The 26,047-nt window shown below is 35.1% G+C and carries 25 protein-coding genes; 12 read left to right on the top strand and 13 right to left on the bottom strand.

Features of this window, described 5'->3' with window-relative positions:
- Positions 1-69: 69 nt before the first annotated feature.
- On the top strand, positions 70-1,038 hold the full coding sequence (locus GOQ16_RS04720) for a hypothetical protein (protein WP_160068255.1): 969 nt from the start codon (positions 70-72) through the stop codon (positions 1,036-1,038).
- Between the two features lie 618 nt (positions 1,039-1,656).
- Here GOQ16_RS04720 and GOQ16_RS04715 read toward each other — a convergent pair.
- A complete protein-coding gene (locus tag GOQ16_RS04715) occupies positions 1,657-1,896 on the bottom strand; it encodes a hypothetical protein (protein ID WP_160068254.1) in 240 nt (79 codons plus the stop codon).
- 88 nt (positions 1,897-1,984) lie between these two features.
- Here GOQ16_RS04715 and GOQ16_RS04710 point away from each other — a divergent pair, with 88 nt between their 5' ends.
- The 3 genes from GOQ16_RS04710 to GOQ16_RS17565 all read left to right on the top strand — a co-directional run bounded on the left by GOQ16_RS04710 (position 1,985) and on the right by GOQ16_RS17565 (position 4,122).
- Positions 1,985-2,917 carry a DUF389 domain-containing protein gene (locus GOQ16_RS04710; protein WP_160068253.1) on the top strand — a complete coding sequence of 311 codons (933 nt, stop codon included), beginning with the start codon at positions 1,985-1,987 and terminating at the stop codon, positions 2,915-2,917.
- 98 nt (positions 2,918-3,015) lie between these two features.
- Positions 3,016-3,801 (top strand): Gfo/Idh/MocA family protein, encoded by a 786-nt coding sequence (locus GOQ16_RS04705; protein WP_204987424.1) that lies wholly within the window; start codon positions 3,016-3,018, stop codon positions 3,799-3,801.
- Between the two features lie 33 nt (positions 3,802-3,834).
- Positions 3,835-4,122: a hypothetical protein gene (locus tag GOQ16_RS17565; RefSeq protein ID WP_204987423.1), complete on the top strand. Its 288-nt coding sequence runs from the start codon at positions 3,835-3,837 to the stop codon at positions 4,120-4,122.
- Between the two features lie 144 nt (positions 4,123-4,266).
- Here GOQ16_RS17565 and GOQ16_RS04700 read toward each other — a convergent pair whose 3' ends face one another.
- The 4 genes from GOQ16_RS04700 to recQ all read right to left on the bottom strand — a co-directional run bounded on the left by GOQ16_RS04700 (position 4,267) and on the right by recQ (position 10,510).
- On the bottom strand, positions 4,267-5,583 hold the full coding sequence (locus GOQ16_RS04700) for a Na+/H+ antiporter NhaC family protein (protein WP_160068252.1): 1,317 nt from the start codon (positions 5,581-5,583) through the stop codon (positions 4,267-4,269).
- 242 nt (positions 5,584-5,825) lie between these two features.
- Complete coding sequence (locus tag GOQ16_RS04695; protein ID WP_160068251.1) at positions 5,826-7,310, bottom strand: alanine/glycine:cation symporter family protein; 1,485 nt, start codon at positions 7,308-7,310, stop codon at positions 5,826-5,828.
- 188 nt (positions 7,311-7,498) lie between these two features.
- On the bottom strand, positions 7,499-8,314 hold the full coding sequence (gene kdsA / locus GOQ16_RS04690) for a 3-deoxy-8-phosphooctulonate synthase (protein ID WP_160068250.1): 816 nt from the start codon (positions 8,312-8,314) through the stop codon (positions 7,499-7,501).
- A 6-nt stretch (positions 8,315-8,320) separates the two neighbouring features.
- A complete protein-coding gene (gene recQ, locus GOQ16_RS04685; RefSeq protein WP_160068249.1) occupies positions 8,321-10,510 on the bottom strand; it encodes a DNA helicase RecQ in 2,190 nt (729 codons plus the stop codon).
- Between the two features lie 95 nt (positions 10,511-10,605).
- On the opposite strand from recQ, the gene GOQ16_RS04680 reads away from it, so the two are divergent.
- From GOQ16_RS04680 to GOQ16_RS04655, 6 genes are all read left to right on the top strand, one after another.
- Positions 10,606-11,571 (top strand): KpsF/GutQ family sugar-phosphate isomerase, encoded by a 966-nt coding sequence (locus GOQ16_RS04680; protein ID WP_160068248.1) that lies wholly within the window; start codon positions 10,606-10,608, stop codon positions 11,569-11,571.
- Between the two features lie 137 nt (positions 11,572-11,708).
- Entirely contained in the window at positions 11,709-12,080 is a 372-nt protein-coding gene (locus GOQ16_RS04675; RefSeq protein ID WP_149914666.1) for a DUF1573 domain-containing protein, read from the top strand.
- Between the two features lie 97 nt (positions 12,081-12,177).
- Positions 12,178-13,377 (top strand): pyridoxal phosphate-dependent aminotransferase, encoded by a 1,200-nt coding sequence (locus GOQ16_RS04670; RefSeq protein WP_160068247.1) that lies wholly within the window; start codon positions 12,178-12,180, stop codon positions 13,375-13,377.
- A 379-nt stretch (positions 13,378-13,756) separates the two neighbouring features.
- Positions 13,757-14,881: a cyclic dehypoxanthinyl futalosine synthase gene (mqnC, locus tag GOQ16_RS04665; protein ID WP_160068246.1), complete on the top strand. Its 1,125-nt coding sequence runs from the start codon at positions 13,757-13,759 to the stop codon at positions 14,879-14,881.
- A complete protein-coding gene (gene scpB / locus GOQ16_RS04660; protein WP_149914669.1) occupies positions 14,882-15,442 on the top strand; it encodes an SMC-Scp complex subunit ScpB in 561 nt (186 codons plus the stop codon).
- Positions 15,443-15,575: 133 nt separating this feature from the next.
- A complete protein-coding gene (locus GOQ16_RS04655) occupies positions 15,576-15,737 on the top strand; it encodes a hypothetical protein (protein WP_160068245.1) in 162 nt (53 codons plus the stop codon).
- 75 nt (positions 15,738-15,812) lie between these two features.
- On the opposite strand, the gene GOQ16_RS04650 is transcribed toward GOQ16_RS04655, so the two are convergent.
- The 6 genes from GOQ16_RS04650 to GOQ16_RS04625 all read right to left on the bottom strand — a co-directional run bounded on the left by GOQ16_RS04650 (position 15,813) and on the right by GOQ16_RS04625 (position 20,750).
- Positions 15,813-16,142, bottom strand: coding sequence for a helix-turn-helix domain-containing protein (locus GOQ16_RS04650; RefSeq protein WP_149914670.1), 330 nt, complete (start codon positions 16,140-16,142; stop codon positions 15,813-15,815).
- Positions 16,143-16,204: 62 nt separating this feature from the next.
- A complete protein-coding gene (locus GOQ16_RS04645) occupies positions 16,205-17,590 on the bottom strand; it encodes a Mur ligase domain-containing protein (RefSeq protein ID WP_160068244.1) in 1,386 nt (461 codons plus the stop codon).
- A 3-nt stretch (positions 17,591-17,593) separates the two neighbouring features.
- Positions 17,594-18,433, bottom strand: a complete 840-nt coding sequence (gene prmA / locus GOQ16_RS04640; protein WP_160068243.1) for a 50S ribosomal protein L11 methyltransferase — start codon at positions 18,431-18,433, stop codon at positions 17,594-17,596.
- A gap of 8 nt (positions 18,434-18,441) precedes the next feature.
- Positions 18,442-19,209 carry a triose-phosphate isomerase gene (tpiA, locus tag GOQ16_RS04635; protein ID WP_160068242.1) on the bottom strand — a complete coding sequence of 256 codons (768 nt, stop codon included), beginning with the start codon at positions 19,207-19,209 and terminating at the stop codon, positions 18,442-18,444.
- 21 nt (positions 19,210-19,230) lie between these two features.
- A complete protein-coding gene (locus GOQ16_RS04630) occupies positions 19,231-20,433 on the bottom strand; it encodes a putative sugar nucleotidyl transferase (protein ID WP_160068241.1) in 1,203 nt (400 codons plus the stop codon).
- Between the two features lie 68 nt (positions 20,434-20,501).
- Entirely contained in the window at positions 20,502-20,750 is a 249-nt protein-coding gene (locus tag GOQ16_RS04625) for a type B 50S ribosomal protein L31 (protein ID WP_149914675.1), read from the bottom strand.
- A 225-nt stretch (positions 20,751-20,975) separates the two neighbouring features.
- Between GOQ16_RS04625 and lysS the strand changes: the two genes are divergently transcribed.
- Positions 20,976-22,682, top strand: coding sequence for a lysine--tRNA ligase (lysS, locus tag GOQ16_RS04620; RefSeq protein ID WP_204987422.1), 1,707 nt, complete (start codon positions 20,976-20,978; stop codon positions 22,680-22,682).
- A gap of 39 nt (positions 22,683-22,721) precedes the next feature.
- On the opposite strand, the gene GOQ16_RS04615 is transcribed toward lysS, so the two are convergent.
- Positions 22,722-23,216 carry a lipocalin-like domain-containing protein gene (locus GOQ16_RS04615; RefSeq protein WP_149914676.1) on the bottom strand — a complete coding sequence of 165 codons (495 nt, stop codon included), beginning with the start codon at positions 23,214-23,216 and terminating at the stop codon, positions 22,722-22,724.
- 129 nt (positions 23,217-23,345) lie between these two features.
- On the opposite strand from GOQ16_RS04615, the gene GOQ16_RS04610 reads away from it, so the two are divergent.
- Positions 23,346-23,732 (top strand): YchJ family protein, encoded by a 387-nt coding sequence (locus GOQ16_RS04610; RefSeq protein WP_160068240.1) that lies wholly within the window; start codon positions 23,346-23,348, stop codon positions 23,730-23,732.
- Between the two features lie 294 nt (positions 23,733-24,026).
- Here the strand turns inward: GOQ16_RS04610 and GOQ16_RS04605 are convergent, their stop codons facing one another.
- The gene (locus tag GOQ16_RS04605; RefSeq protein ID WP_160068239.1) at positions 24,027-25,937 is read right to left on the bottom strand and encodes an amidophosphoribosyltransferase; all 1,911 of its coding nucleotides are present in this window, start codon (positions 25,935-25,937) and stop codon (positions 24,027-24,029) included.
- Positions 25,938-26,047 lie beyond the last annotated feature (110 nt).

Below are 26,047 nucleotides of genomic sequence, written 5' to 3'. Positions count from 1 at the left end.
TTTTGGTTTTAGGGATTAGCAAGATATTTTGGATTTTGAAACCAATTATCATACTTATATAATAAACATATGGATACATCCTTACTTTTAACCATAATCGGATTAGTTGCAACATTTGTTTTTGGTTTTCTAAGCATAAATTTATTTAAAAAAAAGCGATACCCTGGCAGAATAACATTTCTCAAACAATCAAGTATTAGTTTATTTAATAGTATTGTTAAAAATTTCAATGAGATTGCCATTTTGTTTGAAAACAAACCAATTAAAGATAATTTGATTTATATTAAAGGATGTTTTATTAATGATGGAGAAATTGATATTGAAGGCGAAAAAATTGAAAGACCAATTAATATATCAATACCTGAAAATTATAATTGGATTAATTGCAAAATTACCGGCACATCACCAGACTTAAAATGCAGTTATGAAATTAAAGATTCAAAAAACTTACAATTTGATTTTGGATTATTTAGAAAAAATGAATTTTATCAAATAGAAGCAATAATCGAAGCGACTAAAGATATTGATAAAAACGATAACATATTTGATGAACTGAATTTCACACATAGAATTTCTCAGACTCAAAAAATCATAGTAACAAACTTACTTTCAGAAAATGAAATTAAAAGAAAAAAAGGAAGAATTAAGAAAAATCTATGGGTTACATGTATTCAATTATTAATTCCTACAATTATTTCAATTCTTATTTTTGCATTCTTAAAATCTGCAGAATTACACTATTTTGAGACAGGAACTAATAACGTTAGGATAGAATATAAAGCAACACCTAAAAGAGATAATACCGTTAAGCTAAAAAATACATTGACAGGAGAAGAAAAAAGCATTTCAATTAATGACTTTCAAGACAAAAGCAAGTATACTCCATTTATTCCAACAAAATCAATTTGGCAGAAAGTTGTTGAAGGTTGGTATGTATTAGTTCTGTGGTTAATAATGGGAATTATTATAGTAGGCTTAGACTATTGGGAATTGAGAAAAAGTAACAAGATATATAGCATTTTAAATAATAGAGCATAAAATACTATTTATAAGAAAATAAAAATACCATTATCTAATAATAAAACATAGTTTAGATACATCAAAATTTTTCTTTACATATATAAAACTAGGAATAAACCTACACATACACACCAAAACTTTGTTGCACTGCAGCAGCGAACTACTCTACAGGTATAGCAGGTTCTTCACAGTGCGTTGTTGTCCATGTTTTGGACGTAGGATCTGATTGTAATTAGAGTTATACTTTTGAACGCTTTGTTATCAAGAAAACATAATCAAAATACTTACGATAAAATAAAGAAATAAGCTAATAAGGGAACTTTGAACATAAAACACTCAACGTTGAATCTAAAACACTCGACATTCAATCTAAAACATTAGACATTCAATCTAAAGACTCTGCATTCAATCTAAAATACTCAACATTGAACATAAAAGGTAGAACGCAGAACCTAAAGTGTAGAAAATCCAACCTAGATGGTAGAAAGTTGAACCTCAAAGGTTGAACATCCTACCTCAAAGCTTAAACGCCAAACCTAATTAATATTTTAGGAAAGCCAAGAAATGCTCCTTCCTACTAAAGACAATATAAATGAATAAAATTAATTGCCCAGCTGGCATATGGATTTAAAATTTCTACACAAAAACGCCAAAAGCTTGTTGTACAGAATTAGCTAATTCCTCAACAGGAATAGATGGTTCTGGACCATCTGTTGTCGTCCAAGTTCTGGATGTGGGGTCAAATTGTAATTTGTATTGCACTAGGGTATTTTCCGTCACCGTGAAATGATGTGTTGTTGGGTCATACTGCACTTCAAATAAGGTTGTTTCTCCGTTTATTTCTTTTGAAAATTGTCTGTAAAAATGCTGGTTCATGTTGTGTTCTAATGTTTCAATAAGTACTAATGTCAAATATTTTAAACGGAAAAGGTCTCCAAATTGTTTTACTCTTTAAAAAATAATTATGCCGAGAACTATCCAAATAACCGCACCACCTCATTCATCAGAGAGAATAATAGAAAAAATAGCTTCTGAAAAAGGCATATTGAGTATTCGCCTACAAAGAGGTGTATCTCTGACGCCAGTAGGTGATGTCATATCAGTCGATGTCTTGAGTAACGAAATCCGAAATATAATGGTCGTGCTAGAAGATGAAGGCATACTGGATAATCCGCAGTATGCCTTGTCTACATCAACGTCTTCGAGTATGCTCAGCAACACGCATTCTGAGGAGATTAACACTGACGGCAGCCAAACCATTTGGGAAGAAACGCTCAGCACAATAAATGAACAAAGTCAGATGACGTACAACAATTTGTTGACGATGCTGCTATCCGGAATGATTGCTGTATTGGGATTAGCGACTAATGCCATTCATGTCGTCATCGGTGCTTCCCTACTCGCCCCCGGTTTTGGTGCCGTTGTTCGCATTTCATTAGGCTTAGTAAACAAACATACCACTTGGAAACAAGGACTTAAAGATGTATTTGCAGGTTATGCTGCTTTGCTAATCGGAGCTACAATTACCGCTGTCGGTCTAAAGATTACAGGAACAAACGTATTAATCGGTTCTTCGTCTTACCTTCCGCAAGATAAATTAGTGGATTACTTCACGACAATAACAGCCGAAAGTGTTTTGGTATCTGTATTAGCCGCCATTATTGGTACTATCCTTATCCTTACGAACCGCACCTTACTTACTGCCGGGGTAATGTTGCTCTTGGCTTTGGTCACTTCTGCAAGTATCGCTACAATGGCGTTTGTACAAGGCGATTATGCAATGGGACTTCAAGCTGTTGGCAGGTGGTTCTTAGAATTTTTCATCATTGCTGGTATCTCTGCTGTGGTTTTTCTTATTAAAAAGCATACCGTAATGAACCGTAATATGAAGATTTAGAATGTAAGAGTGAACCATCATTAGCGTATGATATTATTATGTAAGATAATTTTCATATTTTAGGTTAATTCGTATTACCCACTTCTAAACTTAGTTTTATGATCTCAAGAATTTCTGTTGTTTGCTTGATCCTCTTATCTGCATTATCCACACTTAAAGCGCAAAATAAGCCTGTTAAATACGCTATCGTAGGATTAACACATTCGCACGTACACTGGATACTGGGAAATTTAAAAACAGAAACTTACGAAGTTGTCGCTATTGTAGAACCCAATAAAGCTTTGGCTGAAAGATTTTCAAAGCAATATAAGTTTCCTTTGGCAATGGTCTACGACACGATAGACGAAATGATTAGGGCAAAATCTCCACAAGCCGTATTGGCTTTTGGCACGGTATACGAACATTTGGAAGTCGTAGAGAAATGTGCACCCAAGGGTATTCATGTGATGGTCGAAAAACCATTAGCTGTTAGTCTCGCACACGCCAAAAAAATGGAATCCCTCGCGAAAAAACACAACATCCATTTGATAACAAACTACGAAACGAAGTGGTATCCAACCATGCAGAAAACGTACGAATTATTGCAAAGCAATGCAATTGGAACTATGCGAAAAGCAGTAATTCGCGATGGGCATAAAGGTCCAGCGAAAATTAATCTTGATCCCGAATTTCTGACTTGGCAGACTGATCCTGTACAAAATGGTGGTGGCGCAATTACCGATTTTGGCTGTTATGGTGCCAACCTAATGACTTGGTTTATGGATGGCAAAAAACCACTTACAGTCACAGCAGTTACCCAACAGTTGCAAAAGGAAAACAATCCCAAAGTTGATGACGATGCGATCATAATTCTGACTTATGAAAATAGCAATGCCGTTCTTTAACCCTCTTGGAATTGTACCATAGGACGCAAGGATTTGGAGATTTATGGTCTAGATGGTGTGATCTATGCGGATAATAGTCATCACCTACGCATCAAAAAGTCCGAAGGTTATGATGGGTTCAAAGAAGAAAAATTTGATTTGAAGACTTTAGAAAAGCCTTTCAATGATCCATTTAACTTTTTCGCCGCAGTAATAAATTCGGAGATTAAGTTAAAGCCTTACGACTTGTCTTCTTTGGAGAATAATATGGTCGTCATGGAAATATTAGATGCGGCTATTCGTAGTGCGAAGTCTGGAAAGACGGTGACTTTGAAGAAATAATTGAGTTAACAAGAATATTTAGAAAGTGTCTTTTCGACGTAAGGAGAAATCTCTAAATAATGTTGAACATCCTTGCAGTAATTAGCAATTCAAAGAGATTTCTCACTGCACTACGTTTCGTTCGAAATGACGATAAAAGAAGCTCTACCTTTTACTGAACAGAATAAATCCCAATGTGGCAATTCCCGTTAAGAACGGATAATACAAATAAGAAATCAATTCAATTGGCGATACTGTTTGTTGTGATGTTCCTGCCAAGACAATAGACGATGCTGCAAGTGCTGCCAATATTTGTGCGCCGTAAGGCAATATACCTTGGACAAAACAAGATACCGTATCCAAAATACTTGCAACTCGCTTAGGAACTAAATCAAATTTGTCGGATATTTCTTTTGCTAAAGGCCCAACAATTACAATCGTAATCGTATTATTTGCCAACGCAAAATTAACCAGAGCGGTCAAAGAAACAATACCCAATTCCGCTCCGCGTTTCGTTTTTATTCTTTTCAAAACCGAATTGAGCAAGAAATCAATTCCTCCATTATGACGGATAATACCTACTACTCCCCCGATAATCAAACACAGCAAACTCAATTCAAACATTCCAGCGAAGCCTGAATTTATACTTTGGATCGAATCCAACATAGTAATAGAATTGGTATATAATCCGATTAATAAGGTAGCGACAATGCCAATTCCTAATGTCCAAATCACTTGAACACCCAATAAGGCAAGTGTAAAGACGAGTATATACGGCAATACTTTGATGAATTCAAATTCTCCAACCTCTATATTTCCAACATTTTCTGCAAAGGCAGCTCCTTGGAAATAATAAATTATAACCACCAAAATAGCGACAGGCAAAACGATTCTAAAATTGATTTTAAACTTGTCACGCATGCTTACATTTTGAGTTCTTGTCGCAGCAATGGTGGTATCAGAAATAAAGGACAAATTATCCCCAAACATGGCTCCTCCTACGACCGCAGCCAAAGCTATAACTGTTATTCCAGGAATATAGGTTTCGAACCCCACGGCAAAAGGTGCTAGGGCTACAATAGTTCCCACAGAAGTTCCCATGGAAATAGACACAAAACAAGCAATTAGAAAAATACCCGAAAGGATAAATTGAGGCGAAATATAAGTCATTGCAAAGTTCACGGTTGACGACAATGCACCTATTGACTTCGACAACTCACTAAATGCGCCTGCCAACAGAAATATGAGAATCATAATCAGAATATTCTGATCACCAGACCCATTCGCAAAACTTTTTAATTTCTCGTCAAAGCTTTTGTTCGGATATTGAAAAAACGCAACAAAAAGTGAAATGACAAACACCACCAAAACAGGCAGTGCATAAAAATCACCTAAATAAAGAGAGCCTGCAAAATAAATGATGATAAAAATAATTAACGGCAATAATGCCCAAAAGTTACCTGCTTTATTTTCCTGACCCATACTTACTATTTTATTCTTTTATTTTAATTTACCTAATCTCTGTTCGAAATAAGAAAATTCAAATAGTTGTAATTCCCTTTATTTCACAGCAAATGTCGCCTTAGTGAGTTGCCATTTGCAGGAATGCTGAATCATTGTGGCAACTCGGTACAGCGACGAGTTTTTGATTACTTTTTTCGGAAAAAGTAATTGCCTCCCCGGCATAGAGGGATCTTAAACAAATTCCTTAAATCGAACTTACTTTATTTATTCTCTTCCCAAAAATCTGCGTTTTTGATTCCCAATTTCTTCGGATCAAATGTAGGGTCTTCAACTCCTTGTTTACGCTGTGCAACATAATCCTTCCACACCTTCATACCTATTTTGCTTAGCAACAAGATCGCAATAATATTTACCCAAGCCATCAAGCCCACACCAATATCACCTAAATCCCAAGCTTGTTTTGCTGTTTTGATCGTTCCATAATAAACCGAAAACAAAAATACGATGCGCAATACCCAAATAACCAATTGATTCTTCTTGCCTTTGAAAATATAGGCAACATTAGTTTCCGCAAAATAGTAATAGGCCATAATCGTCGTGAACGCAAAAAAGAATAATGCAATAGCTACAAATTGATTGCCAATAGTCGGAAAATGATGCGCTACTGCTGCTTGTGTAAAGCCTTCAACTCCCATCCCTGGAACATGATTTACCAAGAAACTAGTAGCCTCCCCTTTTGCATTAAATTCGCCTACCACATTAAATTGATTGGTGAACAAAATCATTAATGCCGTAGCAGTACACACAAATAAAGTATCCACATAAACAGAGAAAGCCTGTACAAGTCCTTGTTGCGCTGGGTGATTCACTTGAGCTGCAGCCGCTGCGTGTGGCCCTGTACCCTGTCCCGCTTCATTAGAATAAATTCCTCTTTTCACTCCCCAAGCGATTGCTGTCCCTACTATTCCACCAAAAGTTGCATGCATACTAAATGCGGATGAAAATATCATCGAAAAAACTGCAGGAAGTTGCGTGAAATTCAAAGCAATGATAATAATTGCCATAAGAATATACGCTCCAGCCATAAATGGAACAACAAATTCTGAAACTTGTCCCAAACGTTTTACGCCACCAATTATAATAACAGCTAATAATGCCACTACAACTAAACCGACATAACTTACAGTCCAATCTGTTCCCGCAAAATGGATTACCTCATTGGAATAGCTAAAAGCATTAGTTATAGTTCCATTGATCGCATTACTTTGGACACCTGGCAATAGAAAACCCGTACTCAAAATGGTGATAACTGCAAAAAGCAAGGCATACCATTTGACACCTAAACCTTTCTCAATATAATATGCAGGACCACCTCTAAAGATATCTCCCTCCTTTTGCTTATATACCTGTGCTAAAGATGACTCAATAAATGCGGATGCAGAACCTAGGAAAGCTATTACCCACATCCAAAATACAGCACCTGGTCCACCCATATAGATTGCTGTAGCTACGCCAACAATATTCCCTGTTCCTACACGTCCTGAGATAGCTAAAGCAAATGCTTGAAACGATGAAATACCATGATTAGATTGATTTTTAGCAAATAGCAATCTGACCATGTCTTTTAGATATCTTATTTGAAGAAAGCCAGTTCTAACGGAGAAATAGAGCCCCGTTCCTAGACATAAATAAATAAAAATTTCACTCCAAACATATCCAGATATTGTCGATATAATATTTTCCATCAAAAAGGTGTTAATAATTCGTATTAGGCTATAAATAACGTAATTTTTCTATAAAACATGAAGTATATCTACAAAAAATAAATGAAAAACCCAGGGTAATCAATATATGTCTTAATTAATCTTAAATAAGACCGTAAAAACAAAGGAGTTGCAAATTTATATTAGCAACTCCTTTTTATATTGAGCTATTACAAAATAGCCTGACGCACTCGCGTCAATTTTGTTAATAAATCTTCTAGCAAATCTAAGTGCAACATATTCGCACCATCTGACTTTGCATTCGCAGGATCAGGATGTGTTTCAATGAACAAACCATCAGCTCCTACAGCTATAGCTGCCTTAGCGATTGTCTCAATTAATTCTGGCTTACCACCCGTTACACCCGAAATTTGATTCGGCTGTTGCAAAGAATGCGTACAATCCATAACCGTAGGAACATCAAAAGAACGCATGGCAGGTAAACCTCTAAAGTCCACGATTAAATCTTGATACCCAAAAGAATTACCTCTATCCGTCAAGAAAACTTTATCATTGCCTGAATCTTTTATTTTATCCACTGCAAATTTCATAGATTCAGCCGACAAAAATTGTCCTTTCTTTACGTTGACTACCTTACCTGTATTTGCAGCAGCTACCAACAACTCTGTCTGACGGCATAAGAAAGCAGGAATTTGCAACACATCCACGTACGCCGCTGCCATTGCAGCTTCATGACTTTCGTGAATATCTGTCACCGTAGGCACACCAAACTCTTTGCCTACTTTTTCTAAAATCTTAAGTGCTTTTTCATCACCAATTCCCGTGAATGAATCCACACGCGAACGGTTAGCTTTGCGGTAAGAACCTTTGAAAATATAAGGAATATTTAATTTATCCGTAATCGTTACGATTTTCTCTGCAATACGTAATGCTATCTCCTCACCTTCTATAGCACATGGACCCGCCATCAAAAAGAATTGATCAGATGATCCATTCTTAATACCAGGTAAATAGTTGTTTATCATTTTTTGTTAATTTCCTAATTCCGAAATAAATTTAATGCGCATCAATTGAATATCTTCATACGAGTAATCCTCCTCACCCAATTCATTCAATGCCGTTTTAATTGAATCCTCTTCCGCAGATTTGAAGTAATCGTACACTTCATCTTGCCTATCTTGGTCAATCATTTCGTCCACAAAATAGCCAATATTCAGTTTTGTTCCTGAGTACACAATAGATTCAACCTCTTTCAAAAGATCTTCATAGCTGATGCCTTTTGAACCAGCGATATCATCAAGCGCAAGCTTACGGTCTATATTTTGAATAATACTTACTTTCAACGCAGATTTATTCGCTGTACTCTTGACAACAAGATCTTGCGCTCGCTCAATACCATTATCCTCAACATATTTTTTGATAAGCTCAACAAACGGACCACCAAATTTTAATGCTTTTCCTGCACCAACCCCATGAATTTGCTTTAATTCCTCAATGCTCACAGGATAATGTGTACACATTTCATCCAAAGAAGGGTCTTGGAAGATTACAAACGGTGGTAAAGATTTCTGCTTAGCTATTTTCTTGCGCAGGTCTTTCAGCATTTTCAACAGTTCCGCATCCAACGCACCCGAACCTTGTGGACCATCATCGCCGTCCTCATCATCTGCCGCTTCTATCTCTTTGTTCAAAATGAACTTTAAATTATAAGGGTTACTAAGATACTTTTTACCCTCATCAGTCAAGACTAAAAGTCCATAATGGTCGATATCTTTTTTGACAAAATCAGCAAGTTCAGCCTGTCTGATTAAAGAATTCCAATAGTTGATTCCTTTATCCTTACCATAGCCAAAAAGTTTATGTTCATCATGCTTATAAGCCGATACAGGTTGATTATTCTGACCGATGAACACATTGATTATATGCTGATCATCAAAACGATTTCCTTCTTCTTTGATGAAATTCAATACTTTTACTAAATCTTCTTCCGCCTCAAAATAAGTCTTAGTCGAGCGACAATTGTCACACATACTATTACATCCCGTCTCATCAAATTTTTCACCGAAATAATGTAAAATTTGTTTACGACGACATACTGAAGATTCAGAATAATCAATAACTTCTTTTAATATTTGTGTACCTATTTCACGTTCCGAAACAGGCTTATCTTTCATGAATTTGATAAGCTTATCGACATCCTTTTTCGAATAGAATGACAAACAATAGCCTTCACCTCCATCACGACCAGCACGACCAGTTTCCTGATAATAGCCTTCCATCGATTTTGGAATATCATGGTGAATCACATATCGCACATCTGGCTTATCTATCCCCATTCCGAAAGCGATAGTTGCCACAATGACTTGCACATCTTCCATCAAGAATTTATCTTGTGTATCAGCGCGGGTTTTCGCATCCAAGCCAGCATGGTAAGGCAATGCCTTGATGCCATTTATATTAAGGATTTCTGCTATTTCCTCTACTTTTTTACGACTTAAACAATAGATAATCCCTGTTTTTCCCGCATTATTTCGAATGAATTTTACAATTTCCTTTGCAATATTTTTCTTAGGTCTTACCTCATAGTACAGATTAGATCGGTTGAACGATGACTTGAACAATGTTGCATCCGTCATCTGCAAATTCTTACGAATATCAGACTGAACTTTTGGAGTAGCCGTAGCTGTAAGCGCAATAATTGGAATATTATCTCCAATTTCATTTAAAATCGTTCTGATCTTACGATATTCAGGACGAAAATCATGTCCCCACTCCGATATACAGTGCGCTTCATCCACAGCGACAAAAGATACTTTAATCGATTGCAAAAAAGCAATATTATCTTCTTTAGTCAACGACTCTGGAGCCACATAAAGAAGTTTTGTTTGTCCGGAAGTCACATCCGCTTTCACACGTGTGATTTCACCTTTTGTGAGTGATGAATTTAAGAAATGAGCAATACTGTCTCTTCCTCCAAACGCACGCAATTGATCCACTTGATTTTTCATCAAAGCGATCAAAGGTGAGATAACAATAGCGGTACCACCACTCATCAAAGCAGGAAGTTGATAACATATCGACTTTCCACCTCCCGTAGGCATAATAACAAAAGTGTCTTTTTTATTAAGTATGTTAGTGATTATTGCTTCCTGATCCCCCTTAAATGCATCAAAACCAAAGAATTCCTGGAGATTATCGTACAATGATTTTTCTATTTCCATCAGCGCCATTACAAAAATATAAGTAGACTATTGACCATCTAAAAATTAAATACTTTATTTTTGTCAATTATAGAATAAAAATAAGGAGATTTTCCGTGAAAAGCAATTCAGAAATAAAAAAAGAGGCTATCGAAGTACTACTCTTAGAAGCTAAAGCACTAGAAGCCTTGACGAAAAAAGTTACAGATGACTTTGCAGAAGTTGTCAATATAATCTTGAACTTAAATGGGCGCGTTATTGTATCGGGTATAGGGAAGAGTGCAATTATTGCGCAAAAAATTGTAGCAACATTGAATTCTACCGGAACTCCTTCCATCTTTATGCATGCCGCTGATGCTATTCATGGTGATTTAGGAATAATTCAAGAACATGATTTAGTGATTGTTATCTCCAAAAGCGGAAATACTCCTGAGATTAAAGTATTGATTCCATTTTTAAAACAAGCGAAAAACAAACTTGTAGGTATAGTTGGAAATTTGAACTCATTCTTGGCACAACAAGCAGATTACATATTGGATACCACCGTAGAAAAAGAAGCTTGTCCAAACAACTTAGCGCCTACGACGAGTACTACAGCGCAATTGGCTATGGGTGATGCATTGGCGGTCTGTTTGCAGACAGTTAGACAGTTTACAGACAGAGATTTTGCAAAATATCATCCAGGCGGTGCACTTGGGAAGCAACTATACCTGAAAGTTGCCGATTTATCCAATAACAATGGAAAACCATCCGTCCTATCTTCAGATAATATCCGAAGTACAATTATTACAATCACAAAATTCAGATTAGGTGCAACTGTGGTTACTGAGAACGATAAGATTATTGGCATTATTACGGATGGTGATATTCGCCGTATGCTCGAAAATTATGCAGATACATCGAAATTAACAGCAAAAGACATTATGAGCGCTAACCCTAAGCAAATCGAACAAACTGAGCTGGCAATTAATGCTTTTCATTACATGAAAGACAATAATATATCTCAACTGGTAGTAACCGAAAATGGAGATTACGCTGGCATTATTCATATCCAAGATTTACTAAAGGAAGGAATTATCTAAACGTAAAAACAGATTTTAATCCGTGTAAAATTATTGTGGTTATTGATTTTTAGTCTGCCAAAGTTTTATTTTGGCAAAATAATTGATTAAAATTGATTATTAAACAAAAACAGACAAGAACAGGTAAAGAGAGAAATATGAAAAAGATATTAACTATAGCTACTACAGTCATTGCATTTATTACCTTAACAGCGATGATGCAAGTTGGGGAATTTAAATTTGAAACCGAATCTCATGATTTCGGAAACATTGCTTACAACAAACCAGCTTCATATGAGTTTACATTTACAAATGCTGGTAAAGCGCCAATAATTATATCAGAAGTGGCACCTTCATGTGGTTGCTCAGTAGCTGATTTTTCTAAAACACCGGTAAAACCAGGTGATACTGGTAAAATCAAAGTGACGTATAATGCTGCTGCAAAAGGACCATTTACAAAATCATTTATTGTAAAATCAAACACAAAAACACCAGTAAAGACATTAACAATTAAAGGTAACGTGGAATAATAATTCGCATTACAACCAATATTCAAGCCCTATCAAAATTCATTTGATAGGGCTTTTTATTTAAACTATATTTGTGCCGAAATAATAACTCAATAATATGCCAAAAATTTCGCAAAAGGGCATGGACATGCCTGCATCGCCTATCAGAAAATTAACTCCTTATGCTGACCAAGCTAAGAAAGATGGCAAAAAAATCTATCATCTTAACATTGGCCAACCCGATATCGAAACACCTGAAGTCATGCTTAATGCATTAAAAAACATTGACTTCAAGGTTTGGGCATATACTCCTTCCGAAGGTACTGCTTCGTACCGTCAGAAATTAGCGGAATATTACAACAAATTAAATTACAACATCACACCAACCGATATTTTGGTTACAAATGGTGGATCAGAAGCGATTACCATTGCGATGCAAGCTTGCTTGAATCCTGGTGAGGAGATTATTATCCCAGAACCATTTTATGCAAATTACAATGGTTTCGCTTGTTCTTCAGATATAGTTGTAAAACCAATCATGTCTTATATTGACAATGGTTTTGCTTTACCTTCTATCGCAGAATTCGAAAAAGTGATCACAGATAAAACTAGAGCCATTGCTATTTGTAATCCAAATAACCCAACTGGCTACCTTTATTCTCGTGAAGAAATGGAAGCTCTTAAAGAGCTATGTCTGAAATATGATTTATTCTTATTCTCGGATGAGGCTTACCGTGAATTCTGTTACGACGACAAAGATTTTATTTCACCAATGCACATGGAGGGCTTGGAAAATCATGTTGTAGTTTTAGACACCGTATCGAAGCGTTATTCGGCTTGTGGGGCACGTATTGGTTGTTTAATCACTAAAAACAAAGAATTATACCTTACTGCATTAAAATTTGCACAGGCACGTTTGTCTCCGTCTTTAGAGGGACAAATTGCAGGTGAAGCTGCTGTTGACACACCAGATTCATATTTTCAAGCTGTATCAAAAGAGTATACTACTAGACGAGACACCTTAGTAGCTGGTCTTAATGCTATCGAAGGCGTATTCTGTCCTAATCCAGGAGGTGCTTTTTATGTAGTCGCAAAATTACCTATTGATAATGCGGATAAATTTTGTCAATGGATTCTTGAATCATTTTCGTATGAAAATGAAACTGTTATGATGGCTCCAGCTACCGGATTTTACAGCACTACAGGTGTTGGAACAGATCAAGTTCGTCTAGCATATGTATTAAACCAAGATGATTTGAAAAAAGCTTTAGTTTGTTTAGAAAAAGCCTTGGAAATTTACCCAGGCAGAACAATATAAATTAGACATTAGTTTCTTAAATTTACAAATAGGGGTTCTATCAGCCCCTATTTGTATTTATGCGATATTTTGGAATTTCACTTCTTCTTATTAGTATTCTCTTGTTTTTTGCGGGGGTTTATGGTTTCACGACTCGCATATCTTCCCACTTTATTGCTGAACTTACTAAATACTGTTTTATGACCTGGTGGCTTGTGGGCTTAGCTGGTTTTATTCTACTCAAATTCGCAAAAGATTCAGATGCTAAAAAGAAGAATATCCAATAAGAGCTTACCCATATTTTATAATGATTATACTTTTTCAAAACGTTAAATAGATTTTATATTCTACGCGAATAATCCTTTCTTATACTAAAAAATCATCAGTATCTTTGTTTATAATGAATGTAGAGAATTTACTAGAACGCGCATTAAACTTTGAGTTTTTGACCAAAGAAGAAGGTATTTTTTTATACCATAATGCATCTACAGCGGATTTGGCGTATATCGCCAATGAGTTAAGAAAAATTCAAGTTCCACATGGAAAAGTTACTTGGCAAATTGACAGAAATGTCAATACAACCAATGTGTGTATTGCCAATTGTAAGTTTTGCAACTTCTTCCGTCGACCAGGTCACGAGGATAGCTATATTACAGATATAGAAACATACAAACAAAAGATTGAAGAGACTTTTAAATATGGTGGAGATCAACTGTTATTACAAGGAGGTCACCATCCTGATTTAGGTTTGGAATTCTACGCAAACCTGTTTCGTCAGCTTAAGGAACTCTACCCTACCCTTAAACTACATTCATTAGGTCCCCCCGAAATAGCACACGTTGCTAAATTGGAGGGTATGTCACATATTGATGTGCTGACAAAATTAAAAGAAGCTGGTCTAGATTCACTGCCAGGTGCTGGTGCCGAAATATTAAATGATCGTGTAAGACGTCTTATCTCAAAAGGCAAATGTGGAGGTCAAGAATGGTTAGATGTGATGCGTGCTGCGCACAAAATCAATTTGCCGACATCGGCTACAATGATGTTTGGACATATCGAAACAATCGAAGAACGCTTCGAGCATTTGGTGTGGATTCGTGAAGTGCAGTCTGAAAAACCAGCGAATCATTATGGTTTTGTTGCCTTTATTCCGTGGCCTTTTCAAGATGATGGTACATTGCTAAAACGCTTACGCGGAATCTCAAACAATGTTACGGGAGATGAATATATACGTATGATTGCCTTGAGTCGCATCATGCTTCCTAATATCAAAAATATTCAAGCTTCATGGCTGACTGTAGGAAAAGCCGTAGCACAATTGTGCTTGCATAGTGGAGCAAATGATTTTGGGTCTATTATGATAGAGGAAAACGTAGTCTCTGCCGCAGGTGCGCCTCACCGATTCACTTCAAAATCCATTCAGGACGCAATTACTGAAGCAGGATTTGAGCCGCAACTTCGCACGCAGACTTATAAATTTAGAGAGTTGCCAGAATCTATGGTCGAACAAGTAATTAATTACTAAGTGAAAGATATACTATTAAATATCGAAGCATTAATTTTTGCATCTGAAGAAGGTCTCTCCGCAACTGAGATAAAGCATATCCTACAAGATGGTTTGATGATTACCATCAATAAAGATGAAGTTCTATCATTTATAGACCAGATCAAACTAAAATACGAAGCAGAGGATCAAGTATTCTCTCTTAAGACATTTAATAACAAATATCATTTCTTGACAAAAGAAAGTTATCACGATGTAATAAATCAAATGCAGGCACATCGTGATCGCAAGAAATTGAGTCAGTCGGGATTGGAAACCCTTGCAATTATTGCTTACCGACAACCTATCACAAAATTAGAAGTTGAGCAAATACGCGGCGTAAATTGTGATTATTCTATACAACGCTTATTAGAAAAAGATCTGATTAAAATTATTGGTAAAGCTGAGAGTATAGGTAAGCCTCTTTTGTATGCGACAAGTGATACATTTATGAATCACTTTGGTATTAATTCGGTAAAGGACTTACCACAATTGAAAGATATCATCAATGAAGAAAATAGCATTGGTGAAATCATAGAATAATTTTTCATTAATTAACATTTTTTTTAAAATTAAAGGGTTGATTATCAATAACATATTTTTTAAAAAAAATTTTTAGTTTAGGTTTTCTTGTATAATTTTACGATATAATAATCAATAGAAAGTAAGTATTGCTATGATGAACGAAACTATCGAAAAGTTGGAACTTGATGAGAATTTAATCAATTTCAACGGTCCTGAAGATGATGAAGATGATTTCGATGATGATGATTTTAACATCGACATTGATACTATCGGAGGATTCGATGACCTTGATGACGACGATGAAGATTTCTAGGAATAGAAAACGAGTAATAGTCTAAGCCAAAAAATAAGGGCAATTTTTAAATATTTAAAAATTGCCCTTATTTAATTATTTTTTGTGCAGTTGCTCGTACAAATCGATTACTTTCTTTTGCAAGTCAATAACCTCCGCCTCACGAGTTTGCAATCTTTGGTTCAATTCATTGATCTCTTCAAATTTCTCTTTCTCTTCATTGGCATCTGAAGTAGACAACAATTGAACTAATGATAAATTGAATAATTTAGCAATTTGATTTAATCTCGAAAGATTTACATCAGTAATGCCAGTTTCAATTTTTGAAAACGCTGGAATAGAAATATCCAATCGCTTTGCTACATCTTCTTGACTCCATCCCTTTTGGTGTCTTAATAATCTAATTTTTTTCCCTAAAGTATTCATTTGGTAAATGTTTTTATTATTTAACGTGCAAGTTAAAAAAAAATTATTAAATTAAAAACTAACTATTTAAAATTTTTGACTTTTTTAGCCAAAAATTTATCCGCAAAACTTAATACATTAACTCCAATGTTACTATCCGAACTCATAACCAACAAATTAACTCCCTGACTTTCAAATTGTTCCAAGTGAAAATTTAACTCATCAAAATCAGTTATTACAATCATATTAGTGTGATCAAATGTTGAAAATATTTTATCAACAACATTTCCTAAAACTATATTTTTTTCTTTTATACTATTTTTATTTAAAAAAACCACAGCATAATCTGATTCAATCATACTGTGACGATACATTTCTAACTTATCGTCTTTCAATATATCATAAGGAGTTAATTCTATTAGTGTCAACAATTTTTTATTCGAAAACTGTTCTTTTACTGCATGAATACTTGTATAAAGCTTAGATGGTGTATGTGCAAAATCTTGATAAACAACGGATCCATCCTCACTTTTAACAAATTCTAGATAACGGATTGAACTTTTAAAATCGCTAATACTTTCATAAAACTCTCCACGCTTTATCCCCAACCATTCACACACAGTATATGCACCTGCAATGTTTGAAAGGTTTTGCTTTCCTATAATCTGTAAAGGAATTTGCTCATCTCCTATATTTATATAAGTAATTCCTTTATTAATAGTATAATTTGGCATTTTGTATCCATGCCTATTTATTTTACAATCTTTAGTATCTCCGACAACTTTCAGTACATTCGTATCTTCTTTATTATATACTAAGGTACCTTTTGCAACTATAGTGTCAATGAAATCTTCAAACTGCTGAAGATATACCTCTTCACTTACTTCTGTTTTATTCGCATCCCAATGTACATTACTTATTAATGCAATATTAGGATAATAGTAATGAAATTTTGAATGATCATCGATTGATGAAGCATAATATTCATCACCTTCAATCAATATAATTGGTGCTGAAGAGGTCAATTTAATTAATGAATTAAACCCTTCTAGTTGTGCGCCAACCACATAATCGAAATCTTTACCAAGTTTTTTAAGTACATGCATAATCATACTTACTATAGTAGTTTTACCAAATGTACCTGCTATTACGACTCGTATCTTGTTCTTAGATTGTTCGTAAATAAACTCTGGAAAAGAATAAATCTTAATTCCAAGCTCTTGAGCTTTTATTAATTCTGGATTATCCGCGTCTGCATGCTTCCCCAGAATTATAGCATCTAAATCTTCTGTAATTACATCAGCATTCCAGCCTATTTCAGTAGGATAGAGTCCAGCTTCACGAAGATTTGATTTAGAAGGTTCTACAATCTGATCATCAGATCCTGTAACCTGATGACCTAATCTAGCTAAACTAATGGCTAGATTATGCATCACACTACCTCCTATAGCTATAAAGTGAATGCGCATAGCTTATATTTTAATAAATTTTGCTGCACACCATTTATCTAAAACTTTATGACTAACAAAAGTAAAAGAAAGTTCCTCGCAACATTTTCTTAGAATCGGCAGATCCTCTTCTTCATAAAAACCGCTGATATACAACTCGCCCTTTGAATCTAAATTATCAGCATATGTAGACATCTGATCTAACAAAATATTTCTATTTATATTAGCTAATATGGTGTCAAACTTATTTCCTACAATAACTTCTTTTGATCCTAATTGAGATTCAATGTTAGTGATACCATTAAGTTCGGAATTTTCTTTGACACTATCAACACAAATATTATCATAATCTACTGCTAATATGTGTTTTGCACCTTTTTTTGCTGCCAAAATAGCCAAAATTCCCGTCCCACATCCCATATCAAGCACTTTCTTATTTTGAAAATTATTTTCCAAAATATAGGATAACATCATAGATGTCGTCTGGTGATGTCCAGTTCCAAACGACATCTTAGGATCTATAACGATTTCATAAGTATACTCCGGCTTAGCATCATGAAAAGTTGCACGCACATAACAAGCATCATCCACCACAATTGGATTAAAGTTTGATTCCCAAAGTGCATTCCAGTTTTCCTCTTTCACATCATTGATTTGATAATCTACATTGAATTCACCGGTTTGAGCCAGCAATAATGTTTCAAGAGCTTGGATATCCAAATTTGCGCTAGGAATATATCCCGCAAATCCTTCATCGGTATCCTCAAATGTATCAAATCCAATTTCCGCCAATTCAGCTATTAACAAATCCTTCTGCCAATCTTGAATATCCGTACTCACAAAGTTAACCGCAGTATATTTCATTCTTATGATTATGCATTAAATACTTTAACAATATCTAAGAAGTCACGTGACTTCAAAGAAGCACCGCCGATCAAACCACCATCAATATCTTTTTGTGAGAATAATGTTGGTGCATTTGATGGATTACAACTACCGCCATAAAGAATAGTTGTGTTTTCAGCAGTTTCTGCATCGTAGTGGTTTGCTACAGTCTCACGAATAAATGCATGCACTTCTTGCGCTTGCTCTGGACTAGCCGTCAAACCTGTTCCAATCGCCCATACTGGCTCATATGCTAATACGACTTTCGCGAATTCATCTTTACTAAGGTGAAATACACCATCCACCAATTGCGTTTTGATTACATCAAAAAATTTACCTGATTCGCGCTCTTCTTTTGTTTCACCAATACAGAAAATCGGTTTCAAGTTATGTTTCAACGCAGCATTAGTTTTTTCAGCCAACAAAGAATCTGTTTCACCGAAATATGCTCTACGCTCCGAATGACCTAAAATCACATATTCTACACCTACAGATTTCACCTGAGAAGCAGATACTTCACCTGTGTACGCACCTGATTCAGCTTGATGAATATTTTGAGAACCTATATTTACGTTTTTTACATTCTCCGACAATTTAGCTACAGTTGATAAATGAATAAAAGGTGAACATACAATAACCTCTTGGTTACCTACAACTTCGTCTTTTACCATATTTACAATTTCAGAAAAAAGACTTACACCTTCTTCAAAATTCAAATTCATTTTCCAGTTTCCTGCAACAATTTTTTTACGCATAGTTTTATATATTAAGGTTGATTAATAATTTCTTAATCTCAATGTTTGTTTGTAAATATACTCTAATATTTCCTTATCCATTTTTGTAAAGTCTTCCCGCTTTACTTCTGCCTTACGAGAAAGCATTTCTAAAAATTTTGTTAAAATATAACTTTCAGACTTTCCATCAGAAAGCCATGAAAAATCCGGCACAAATTTGGGAATAAAATTCGAGATTGCGACCTGAACCCCTACTCCAATTACTGTACCTGTATTTATTTTGGAAGATATTGCCAACATGCTGTGATCGCCTATGAAAACACCACATTTTAATAACCCCGTATTACGGAAATTATTGTCCTTATACGAATATACTTTTACGGTATTCCAATCATTTTTCAAATTAGAATTCGTTGTACCAGCCCCCAAATTACACCCCTCACCTACCACTGCACACCCTAAATAACCATAATGTCCTTTGGCTGAATTACCCCAAATAACTGCATTATTCAACTCACCACACACAACGGAATTATCTCCTATAGTCACATTAGGATATATAACCGTACCCGATTTTAGTCGCGCGTTTTTTCCGATCACAGCTGGACCATGTATCACACAATCGGATTCTATAATCGCTCCATCCAAAATTAAAATAGCTCCTGAGGATGTATTTAATGTACATGCAGAAAGCTTTGCCGAAGATGTAATTTTATACTTATCTCCTATAATTGTAATGCCAATGTTCGAATGATATAGTGACTCTATTTCGATAAAAGAATAATCAAATGCTATCTGCGCCGCATTATATGTAAAAATATCTTCAAGAAATTTTAAGGATTGATATTCCTGTATAAACTCCACTAAAGTAAATTCTTCTGAATTCAAATCTTCTATTATATCAGATTTAATCTTTGATTTGGTTCTAAAAGCGATCCATTCACCATCCGGATCAACTAATCGTTGATTTAATCGTAGATTTTTTAGTGCTTCAAGAAGAATTTCATTTGGAAGTATATTCGCTTTAATTACTAATACTTCCTCGGTTGGGATATTTAGCGGAAATTTGATTGAAAGAAAATCCTCTGTCAGATATGAAACATTCGGTATTCGCAAAATCTCAGACCACTTTTTATCTAAAGTAAAAGCTCCAACCCGAAGATTTCCAATTGGACGAGTAGCTACAAGTGGCAATAATTCTTCTCTAGCTTCAAATCGATCAAATAAGACAAGGGAAATACTCATTCGCTAAAAATACAAAAATCCCGATAAATACATATCGGGATTTTCTATATATAATCGTTAAATTATAATTATTTCTTGTTGTAACGTGTACGGAATTTATCGATACGACCTGCTGTATCAACCAATTTCATTTTACCTGTATAGAAAGGGTGTGAAGTATGAGAGATCTCTAATTTCACTACTGGATATTCGTTACCATCTTCCCAAGTAATTGTCTCTTTTGTGTCTACACAAGATTTAGTTAAGAAAGCATAGTCATTTGACATATCTTTGAATACAACTAATCTGTAGTTTGATGGATGTAAATCTTTTTTCATTTTATCTTATGATTACTATATATGCTAACATTTGAGGTGCAAAGATAACTTATTTTAAAATTAATTCCAAAATAATATTTATCAACACACTAATTATTTTTCCACGAAATTCGATGGATTTGAATAAAGCACAAAGCTACATTATTTTCGTATATAATACATATAAAAATCACTTTTATCTACTCTTTTTCTTACTTTTGCTCATTATTTGAAAATAGATAAAACATGAGTATTTCACTATCCGAACAGGAACTACAACGTAGACAAAACCTACAAGGTATCATCGACCTAGGAATAAACCCTTATCCTGCTGATGAATACAAGGTAAATGTCACAGCGGCAGATATACTAGAAAACTACGAAAGAGATAAAATCAATTATAAGAGTATTCGTATTGCGGGTCGTATCATGAGCCGTAGAATCATGGGTAATGCATCTTTCATTGAGCTACAAGATTCTACAGGTCGTATCCAAGTTTACGTCAAACGCGATGACTTGTGTCCTGGTGAGGATAAGACGTTCTACAATACGGTATTTAAAAAGTTATTGGACATTGGTGATATTGTTGGAATAGAAGGATATGTGTTCACGACTCAAACAGGTGAAACATCAATTCATACCGAAAAACTAACTGTACTTACGAAATCATTGCGTCCACTTCCAATTGTAAAAGAAGCTGACGGAAAGACTTTTGATGCTTTTACCGATCCAGAGCAACGTTATAGAATGCGCTATGTGGATTTGATTGTAAACGCACAAAACAGAGATATCTTTGTAAAACGTACAAAACTATTCAATGCTATGCGTCAATTCTTTAATGACGCAGGTTATATGGAAGTAGAAACGCCAGTATTGCAAGCAATCCCTGGAGGTGCAGCTGCACGCCCATTCATCACACACCACAATGCGTTGGATATTCCTTTGTATTTACGTATTGCGAATGAATTATACTTAAAACGTCTAATCGTTGGTGGTTTTGAAGGTGTTTATGAATTCTCTAAAAATTTCCGCAATGAAGGTATGGATCGTACACACAATCCGGAATTCACAGCAATGGAAATTTACGTAGCCTACAAAGACTACAATTGGATGATGGATTTTACAGAGCGTCTATTGGAGCACTGCGCGATTGCTGTTAATGGCATAAGTAAAGCTACGTTTGGTGAACACCAAATTGATTTCAAAGCTCCATATCCAAGAGTTACAATGGCTGATGCTATCAAACAATTCACTGGTTTTGATATTGCTGGAAAATCAGAATCCGAACTACGTGAAGCTGCAAAAGGCATGGGCATTGATGTAAATGATACCATGGGTAAAGGCAAATTGATCGACGAAATCTTTGGTGAAAAATGTGAAGGAAACTTCATTCAACCCACGTTCATTACTGACTACCCAATTGAAATGTCTCCATTAACCAAAAAGCACAGAGACAATCCTGAATTGACTGAACGTTTTGAATTGATGGTTTGTGGTAAAGAAATTGCAAATGCATATTCAGAATTAAACGACCCTATCGATCAACGCGAAAGATTTGAAGAGCAAATGAAGCTTTCTGAAAAAGGTGACGATGAAGCGATGTTTATTGATCAAGATTTCTTGAGAGCTTTGGAATACGGTATGCCTCCTACATCGGGCCTGGGCATCGGTATGGATAGATTAATTATGTTCTTAACGAATAATGCATCTATTCAAGAAGTATTATTCTTCCCACAAATGCGTCCAGAGAAAACAGAACCTGTTGTAGAGCTATCTGAAGATGAAAAAATAGTTATAGGCATTTTATCCGAAGAGAAACAAACTTTAGCAGAAGCTAAGGATAAATCTGGCCTGTCTGGTAAAAAATGGGACACAGCTACGAAAAGCTTACGTCAAAAAGATTTAATCAATATTGTGGTGGAAGGTGATAATAAGTTTATCACTATCAAATAAACAAAATGGGTTGGTTTTAATAAACCAACCCATTTTTCTTTAATATAACTCTTCGAGTTCTTTATCTAAACTTTCGATATCCATTAATTTTGGACTCCTCTGCCACGTCATATACGCATGCACCATTTGTCCATTGGAAGAAATCGGTTCTACAGATTTTTGATATAAAATATCGCCTTCAAAATCCAACTTTCTAACCTGCTTAACGCCTTCCCAATTTGGATTTAATGCTGTTTCAATATTATAAATTACATGTGATAAGACATTATCAGTTTTGTATTTACCTGTAAAAGCGATATATTCTTTTGATCGAGCAGCAATTCTATCATCTGTAGCAGAGAATCGATCTTCAGAATCATATTTTAAAGGATTTTTGACTGATATCTGTACAGACATATAGCCATCTGGACTAAATATCAAAATCCCTTTTGGATTCTTTCCTAAAGGAAATAGATATTCCTCACCACCCACCGGAACTTCGATATAAGATAATAACTTCCACGTCCCAATAATTTCATTTTTCAATGATCCCATACTGTATGATTTTTATACTAGAACGCATTTTTGAACTAAATAGTTTGTCACATTTTTAACATAAATCCGACAAAGCGTTTTACGCATGTTTTAGCAAGAAAATGTAAGTTTGTAAAAAAATTATTAACAATGTCTCAACTCGAAATTTGTCCTTGCGGCAGTGAAAATACATATAACGATTGTTGCAACATCATTCACCAAGATTTACAAAAAGCAACCACCGCAGAAGAGCTAATGCGCGCAAGATATACTGCTTATGTCACATACAATATAGACTTCATCTACAATACTTATCATACTAGCACAAGAGGATATCAAAACAAAAAGGAAATAGAAAATTGGGCAAAGGAATGTAAGTGGATGTTTTTGGAAATCGTAAAATCGAAATTAAATACTGTGGAATTCAAAGCTCACTATGTAGATGGTACAATGAATACAAATGTACATCATGAAAAATCAACATTCAAACAAGTTCAGGATAAGTGGTATTATGTAGATGGTGTTATATTAAGCTGAATCAGCTTAACTTAAATTTAATATTAAAAACACACTACACTAATAATCAGGTTCTATATTTGAATAACAAAAATTAAGAATATGATTAAAGATTTAGAAATCACAAATTTGGAAAACTTCATAGATGCTACAGAGTGGCTTCATGATGGAGACGATCTTGTTCAGATCGAGGATTAACCAACAAAACCTCAAACATATACTGTTTGAGTCTACCTTGAAAAATAGTGTATCAATATTATATAAGAAAAGCTAATCGATTTCTCGATTAGCTTTAGTTTTAATATATAGGATTTATTAATTACTGAAATAAGCTCTTACGTTCTTTCCTTCCACCCAATTCATATACGCTCTATTCACAGTTTTATTACCGCCTGGCGTAGGGTAATCTCCAGAGAAATACCAATCACCTTTATGGTTCGGACAAGCTTTATGTAAATTATCCAAAGTTTGGAAGATAATTTCCAATTCTGCATTCAAATTATGAGGTTTAACAATACGAGCAATTTCTTGTGAAATTTCCTCGTCAGTAAAAGGCTCATAAATTGCTTTTACATAATTTTCAACTTCATCCTTCGGCATTGCTATTGATGCAAGACATTTTTGGTACACTTCATCAATAATATGAGATAATCCGTTCTTTTTTAACAAATTTATTGCTGCCTCAAAAGCTACAAATTCTCCCATACGAGACATATCAATACCATAACAATCGGGATATCTGATCTGTGGAGCAGATGAAACGATGATTATTTTCTTTGGATGAAGACGATCAAGAATAGTCAAAATTGATTGTTTCAATGTTGTACCACGTACGATAGAATCATCAATTGCTACAATCGTATCTTGGTGATCGCGAACGATTCCATATGTCGTATCGTACACATGTTGCACCATATCTTGACGATCAGCATCTTGCGTAATGAATGTACGCAATTTTGCGTCTTTGATGTTTAACTTCTCGAAGCGAGGATGTAAACTCAAAATATCATTTAACTCCTCATCCGAAATTTTCTCATCACGATTTAACAAAACTTCCTTTTGATAATCACGAACATAGGTATTCATTCCTTCCATCATACCGTAATATGAAACCTCCGCAGTATTAGGAATAAATGAAAAAACCGTATTTTTAATATCGTTATTTAAAGTCTTTAGCACTTGAGGACACAAAAGTTTACCCAACTGCTTACGTTCTTTGTAAATATCTGCGTCCGATCCACGTGAAAAATAGATGCGTTCGAAAGAACAAGATTTTTGTTCCAAAGGCTGTCTAAACATTTCTTCGGTAACAGTACCATCTTTTTTGGCTATCAGGGCATGACCAGGTTTAATCTCCTTAACCGCGTGCAATGGAATATTAAATGCAGTTTGAATAACAGGACGCTCAGAAGCAACGACTAACACCTCATCATCTTGGTAATAAAATGCTGGACGAATACCTGATGGATCGCGCATTACAAAAGCATCTCCATGCCCCATAATTCCAGCAATCGTATACCCTCCATCCCAAGTTTTAGCTGAACGCGTTAAGATTTTTGCTACATCTAAGTTTTTACCAATTTGAGCTGAAATTTCAATATTTGAATACCCTTCTTTTTTGAATTGATCAAAAAGTTCCTGGTTTTCATCATCTAAGAAATGACCGATTTTCTCCAAAACAGTGACAGTATCAGCCTGTTCTTTAGGATGTTGACCTAAATCATACAATTGCTGCAATAACTCATCAACATTAGTCATGTTGAAATTACCAGCAACTACAAGATTTCTCGTCATCCAGTTGTTTTGTCTCAAGAAAGGATGGCAGCTTTCAATACTATTTTTACCATGTGTACCGTAGCGCAAATGCCCTAATAATACTTCACCAGTAAAGCTAACATTGTCCTTTAACCATTGTGTGTCTTTTGATTCAGCTGGATAAGCTTTCTGAACCGCAGCAAATTTCTTTTGAACATATTCAAAGATGTCCGCTACAGCTGTAGACCCCATTGCGCGATAGCGACTAATGTATCTATTTCCAGGCTTTACATCAAATTTGATTGTAGCGATACCCGCACCATCTTGACCACGGTTATGCTGTTTCTCCATAAGAAGATACAACTTGTTTATCCCGTAGTAAGGCGTACCATATTTTTCTTGATAATATGAGAGGGGTTTTAGTAATCTGATCAGTGCGATACCACACTCGTGTTTTATAGCGTCACTCATAGTTTGAATTGATGACGCAAAGGTACAAAAATTACAAGCCACAACTACTAATGGAATTATTTTTATCGCAAAAAAATTACTCGGCCATTACCAAAGGCCGAGTAATACAC

The sequence above is a fragment of the Sphingobacterium bovisgrunnientis genome, from assembly GCF_009829085.1.
Taxonomy (GTDB): domain Bacteria; phylum Bacteroidota; class Bacteroidia; order Sphingobacteriales; family Sphingobacteriaceae; genus Sphingobacterium; species Sphingobacterium bovisgrunnientis.
The sequence above is the reverse complement of the archived record's forward strand: the minus strand, read 5'-3'. Positions and strand labels throughout refer to the sequence as shown.

Coding starts and splice junctions, on each gene's coding strand:
- GOQ16_RS04720 (WP_160068255.1), top strand. CDS start 70: ATGGATACATCCTTACTTTTAACCATAATCGGATTAGTTGCAACATTT.
- GOQ16_RS04715 (WP_160068254.1), bottom strand. CDS start 1,896: ATGAACCAGCATTTTTACAGACAATTTTCAAAAGAAATAAACGGAGAA.
- GOQ16_RS04710 (WP_160068253.1), top strand. CDS start 1,985: ATGCCGAGAACTATCCAAATAACCGCACCACCTCATTCATCAGAGAGA.
- GOQ16_RS04705 (WP_204987424.1), top strand. CDS start 3,016: ATGATCTCAAGAATTTCTGTTGTTTGCTTGATCCTCTTATCTGCATTA.
- GOQ16_RS04700 (WP_160068252.1), bottom strand. CDS start 5,583: ATGGGTCAGGAAAATAAAGCAGGTAACTTTTGGGCATTATTGCCGTTA.
- GOQ16_RS04695 (WP_160068251.1), bottom strand. CDS start 7,310: ATGGAAAATATTATATCGACAATATCTGGATATGTTTGGAGTGAAATT.
- kdsA (WP_160068250.1), bottom strand. CDS start 8,314: ATGATAAACAACTATTTACCTGGTATTAAGAATGGATCATCTGATCAA.
- recQ (WP_160068249.1), bottom strand. CDS start 10,510: ATGGAAATAGAAAAATCATTGTACGATAATCTCCAGGAATTCTTTGGT.
- GOQ16_RS04675 (WP_149914666.1), top strand. CDS start 11,709: ATGAAAAAGATATTAACTATAGCTACTACAGTCATTGCATTTATTACC.
- GOQ16_RS04670 (WP_160068247.1), top strand. CDS start 12,178: ATGCCAAAAATTTCGCAAAAGGGCATGGACATGCCTGCATCGCCTATC.
- mqnC (WP_160068246.1), top strand. CDS start 13,757: ATGAATGTAGAGAATTTACTAGAACGCGCATTAAACTTTGAGTTTTTG.
- GOQ16_RS04655 (WP_160068245.1), top strand. CDS start 15,576: ATGATGAACGAAACTATCGAAAAGTTGGAACTTGATGAGAATTTAATC.
- GOQ16_RS04650 (WP_149914670.1), bottom strand. CDS start 16,142: ATGAATACTTTAGGGAAAAAAATTAGATTATTAAGACACCAAAAGGGA.
- GOQ16_RS04645 (WP_160068244.1), bottom strand. CDS start 17,590: ATGCGCATTCACTTTATAGCTATAGGAGGTAGTGTGATGCATAATCTA.
- prmA (WP_160068243.1), bottom strand. CDS start 18,433: ATGAAATATACTGCGGTTAACTTTGTGAGTACGGATATTCAAGATTGG.
- tpiA (WP_160068242.1), bottom strand. CDS start 19,209: ATGCGTAAAAAAATTGTTGCAGGAAACTGGAAAATGAATTTGAATTTT.
- GOQ16_RS04630 (WP_160068241.1), bottom strand. CDS start 20,433: ATGAGTATTTCCCTTGTCTTATTTGATCGATTTGAAGCTAGAGAAGAA.
- GOQ16_RS04625 (WP_149914675.1), bottom strand. CDS start 20,750: ATGAAAAAAGATTTACATCCATCAAACTACAGATTAGTTGTATTCAAA.
- lysS (WP_204987422.1), top strand. CDS start 20,976: ATGAGTATTTCACTATCCGAACAGGAACTACAACGTAGACAAAACCTA.
- GOQ16_RS04615 (WP_149914676.1), bottom strand. CDS start 23,216: ATGGGATCATTGAAAAATGAAATTATTGGGACGTGGAAGTTATTATCT.
- GOQ16_RS04610 (WP_160068240.1), top strand. CDS start 23,346: ATGTCTCAACTCGAAATTTGTCCTTGCGGCAGTGAAAATACATATAAC.
- GOQ16_RS04605 (WP_160068239.1), bottom strand. CDS start 25,937: ATGAGTGACGCTATAAAACACGAGTGTGGTATCGCACTGATCAGATTA.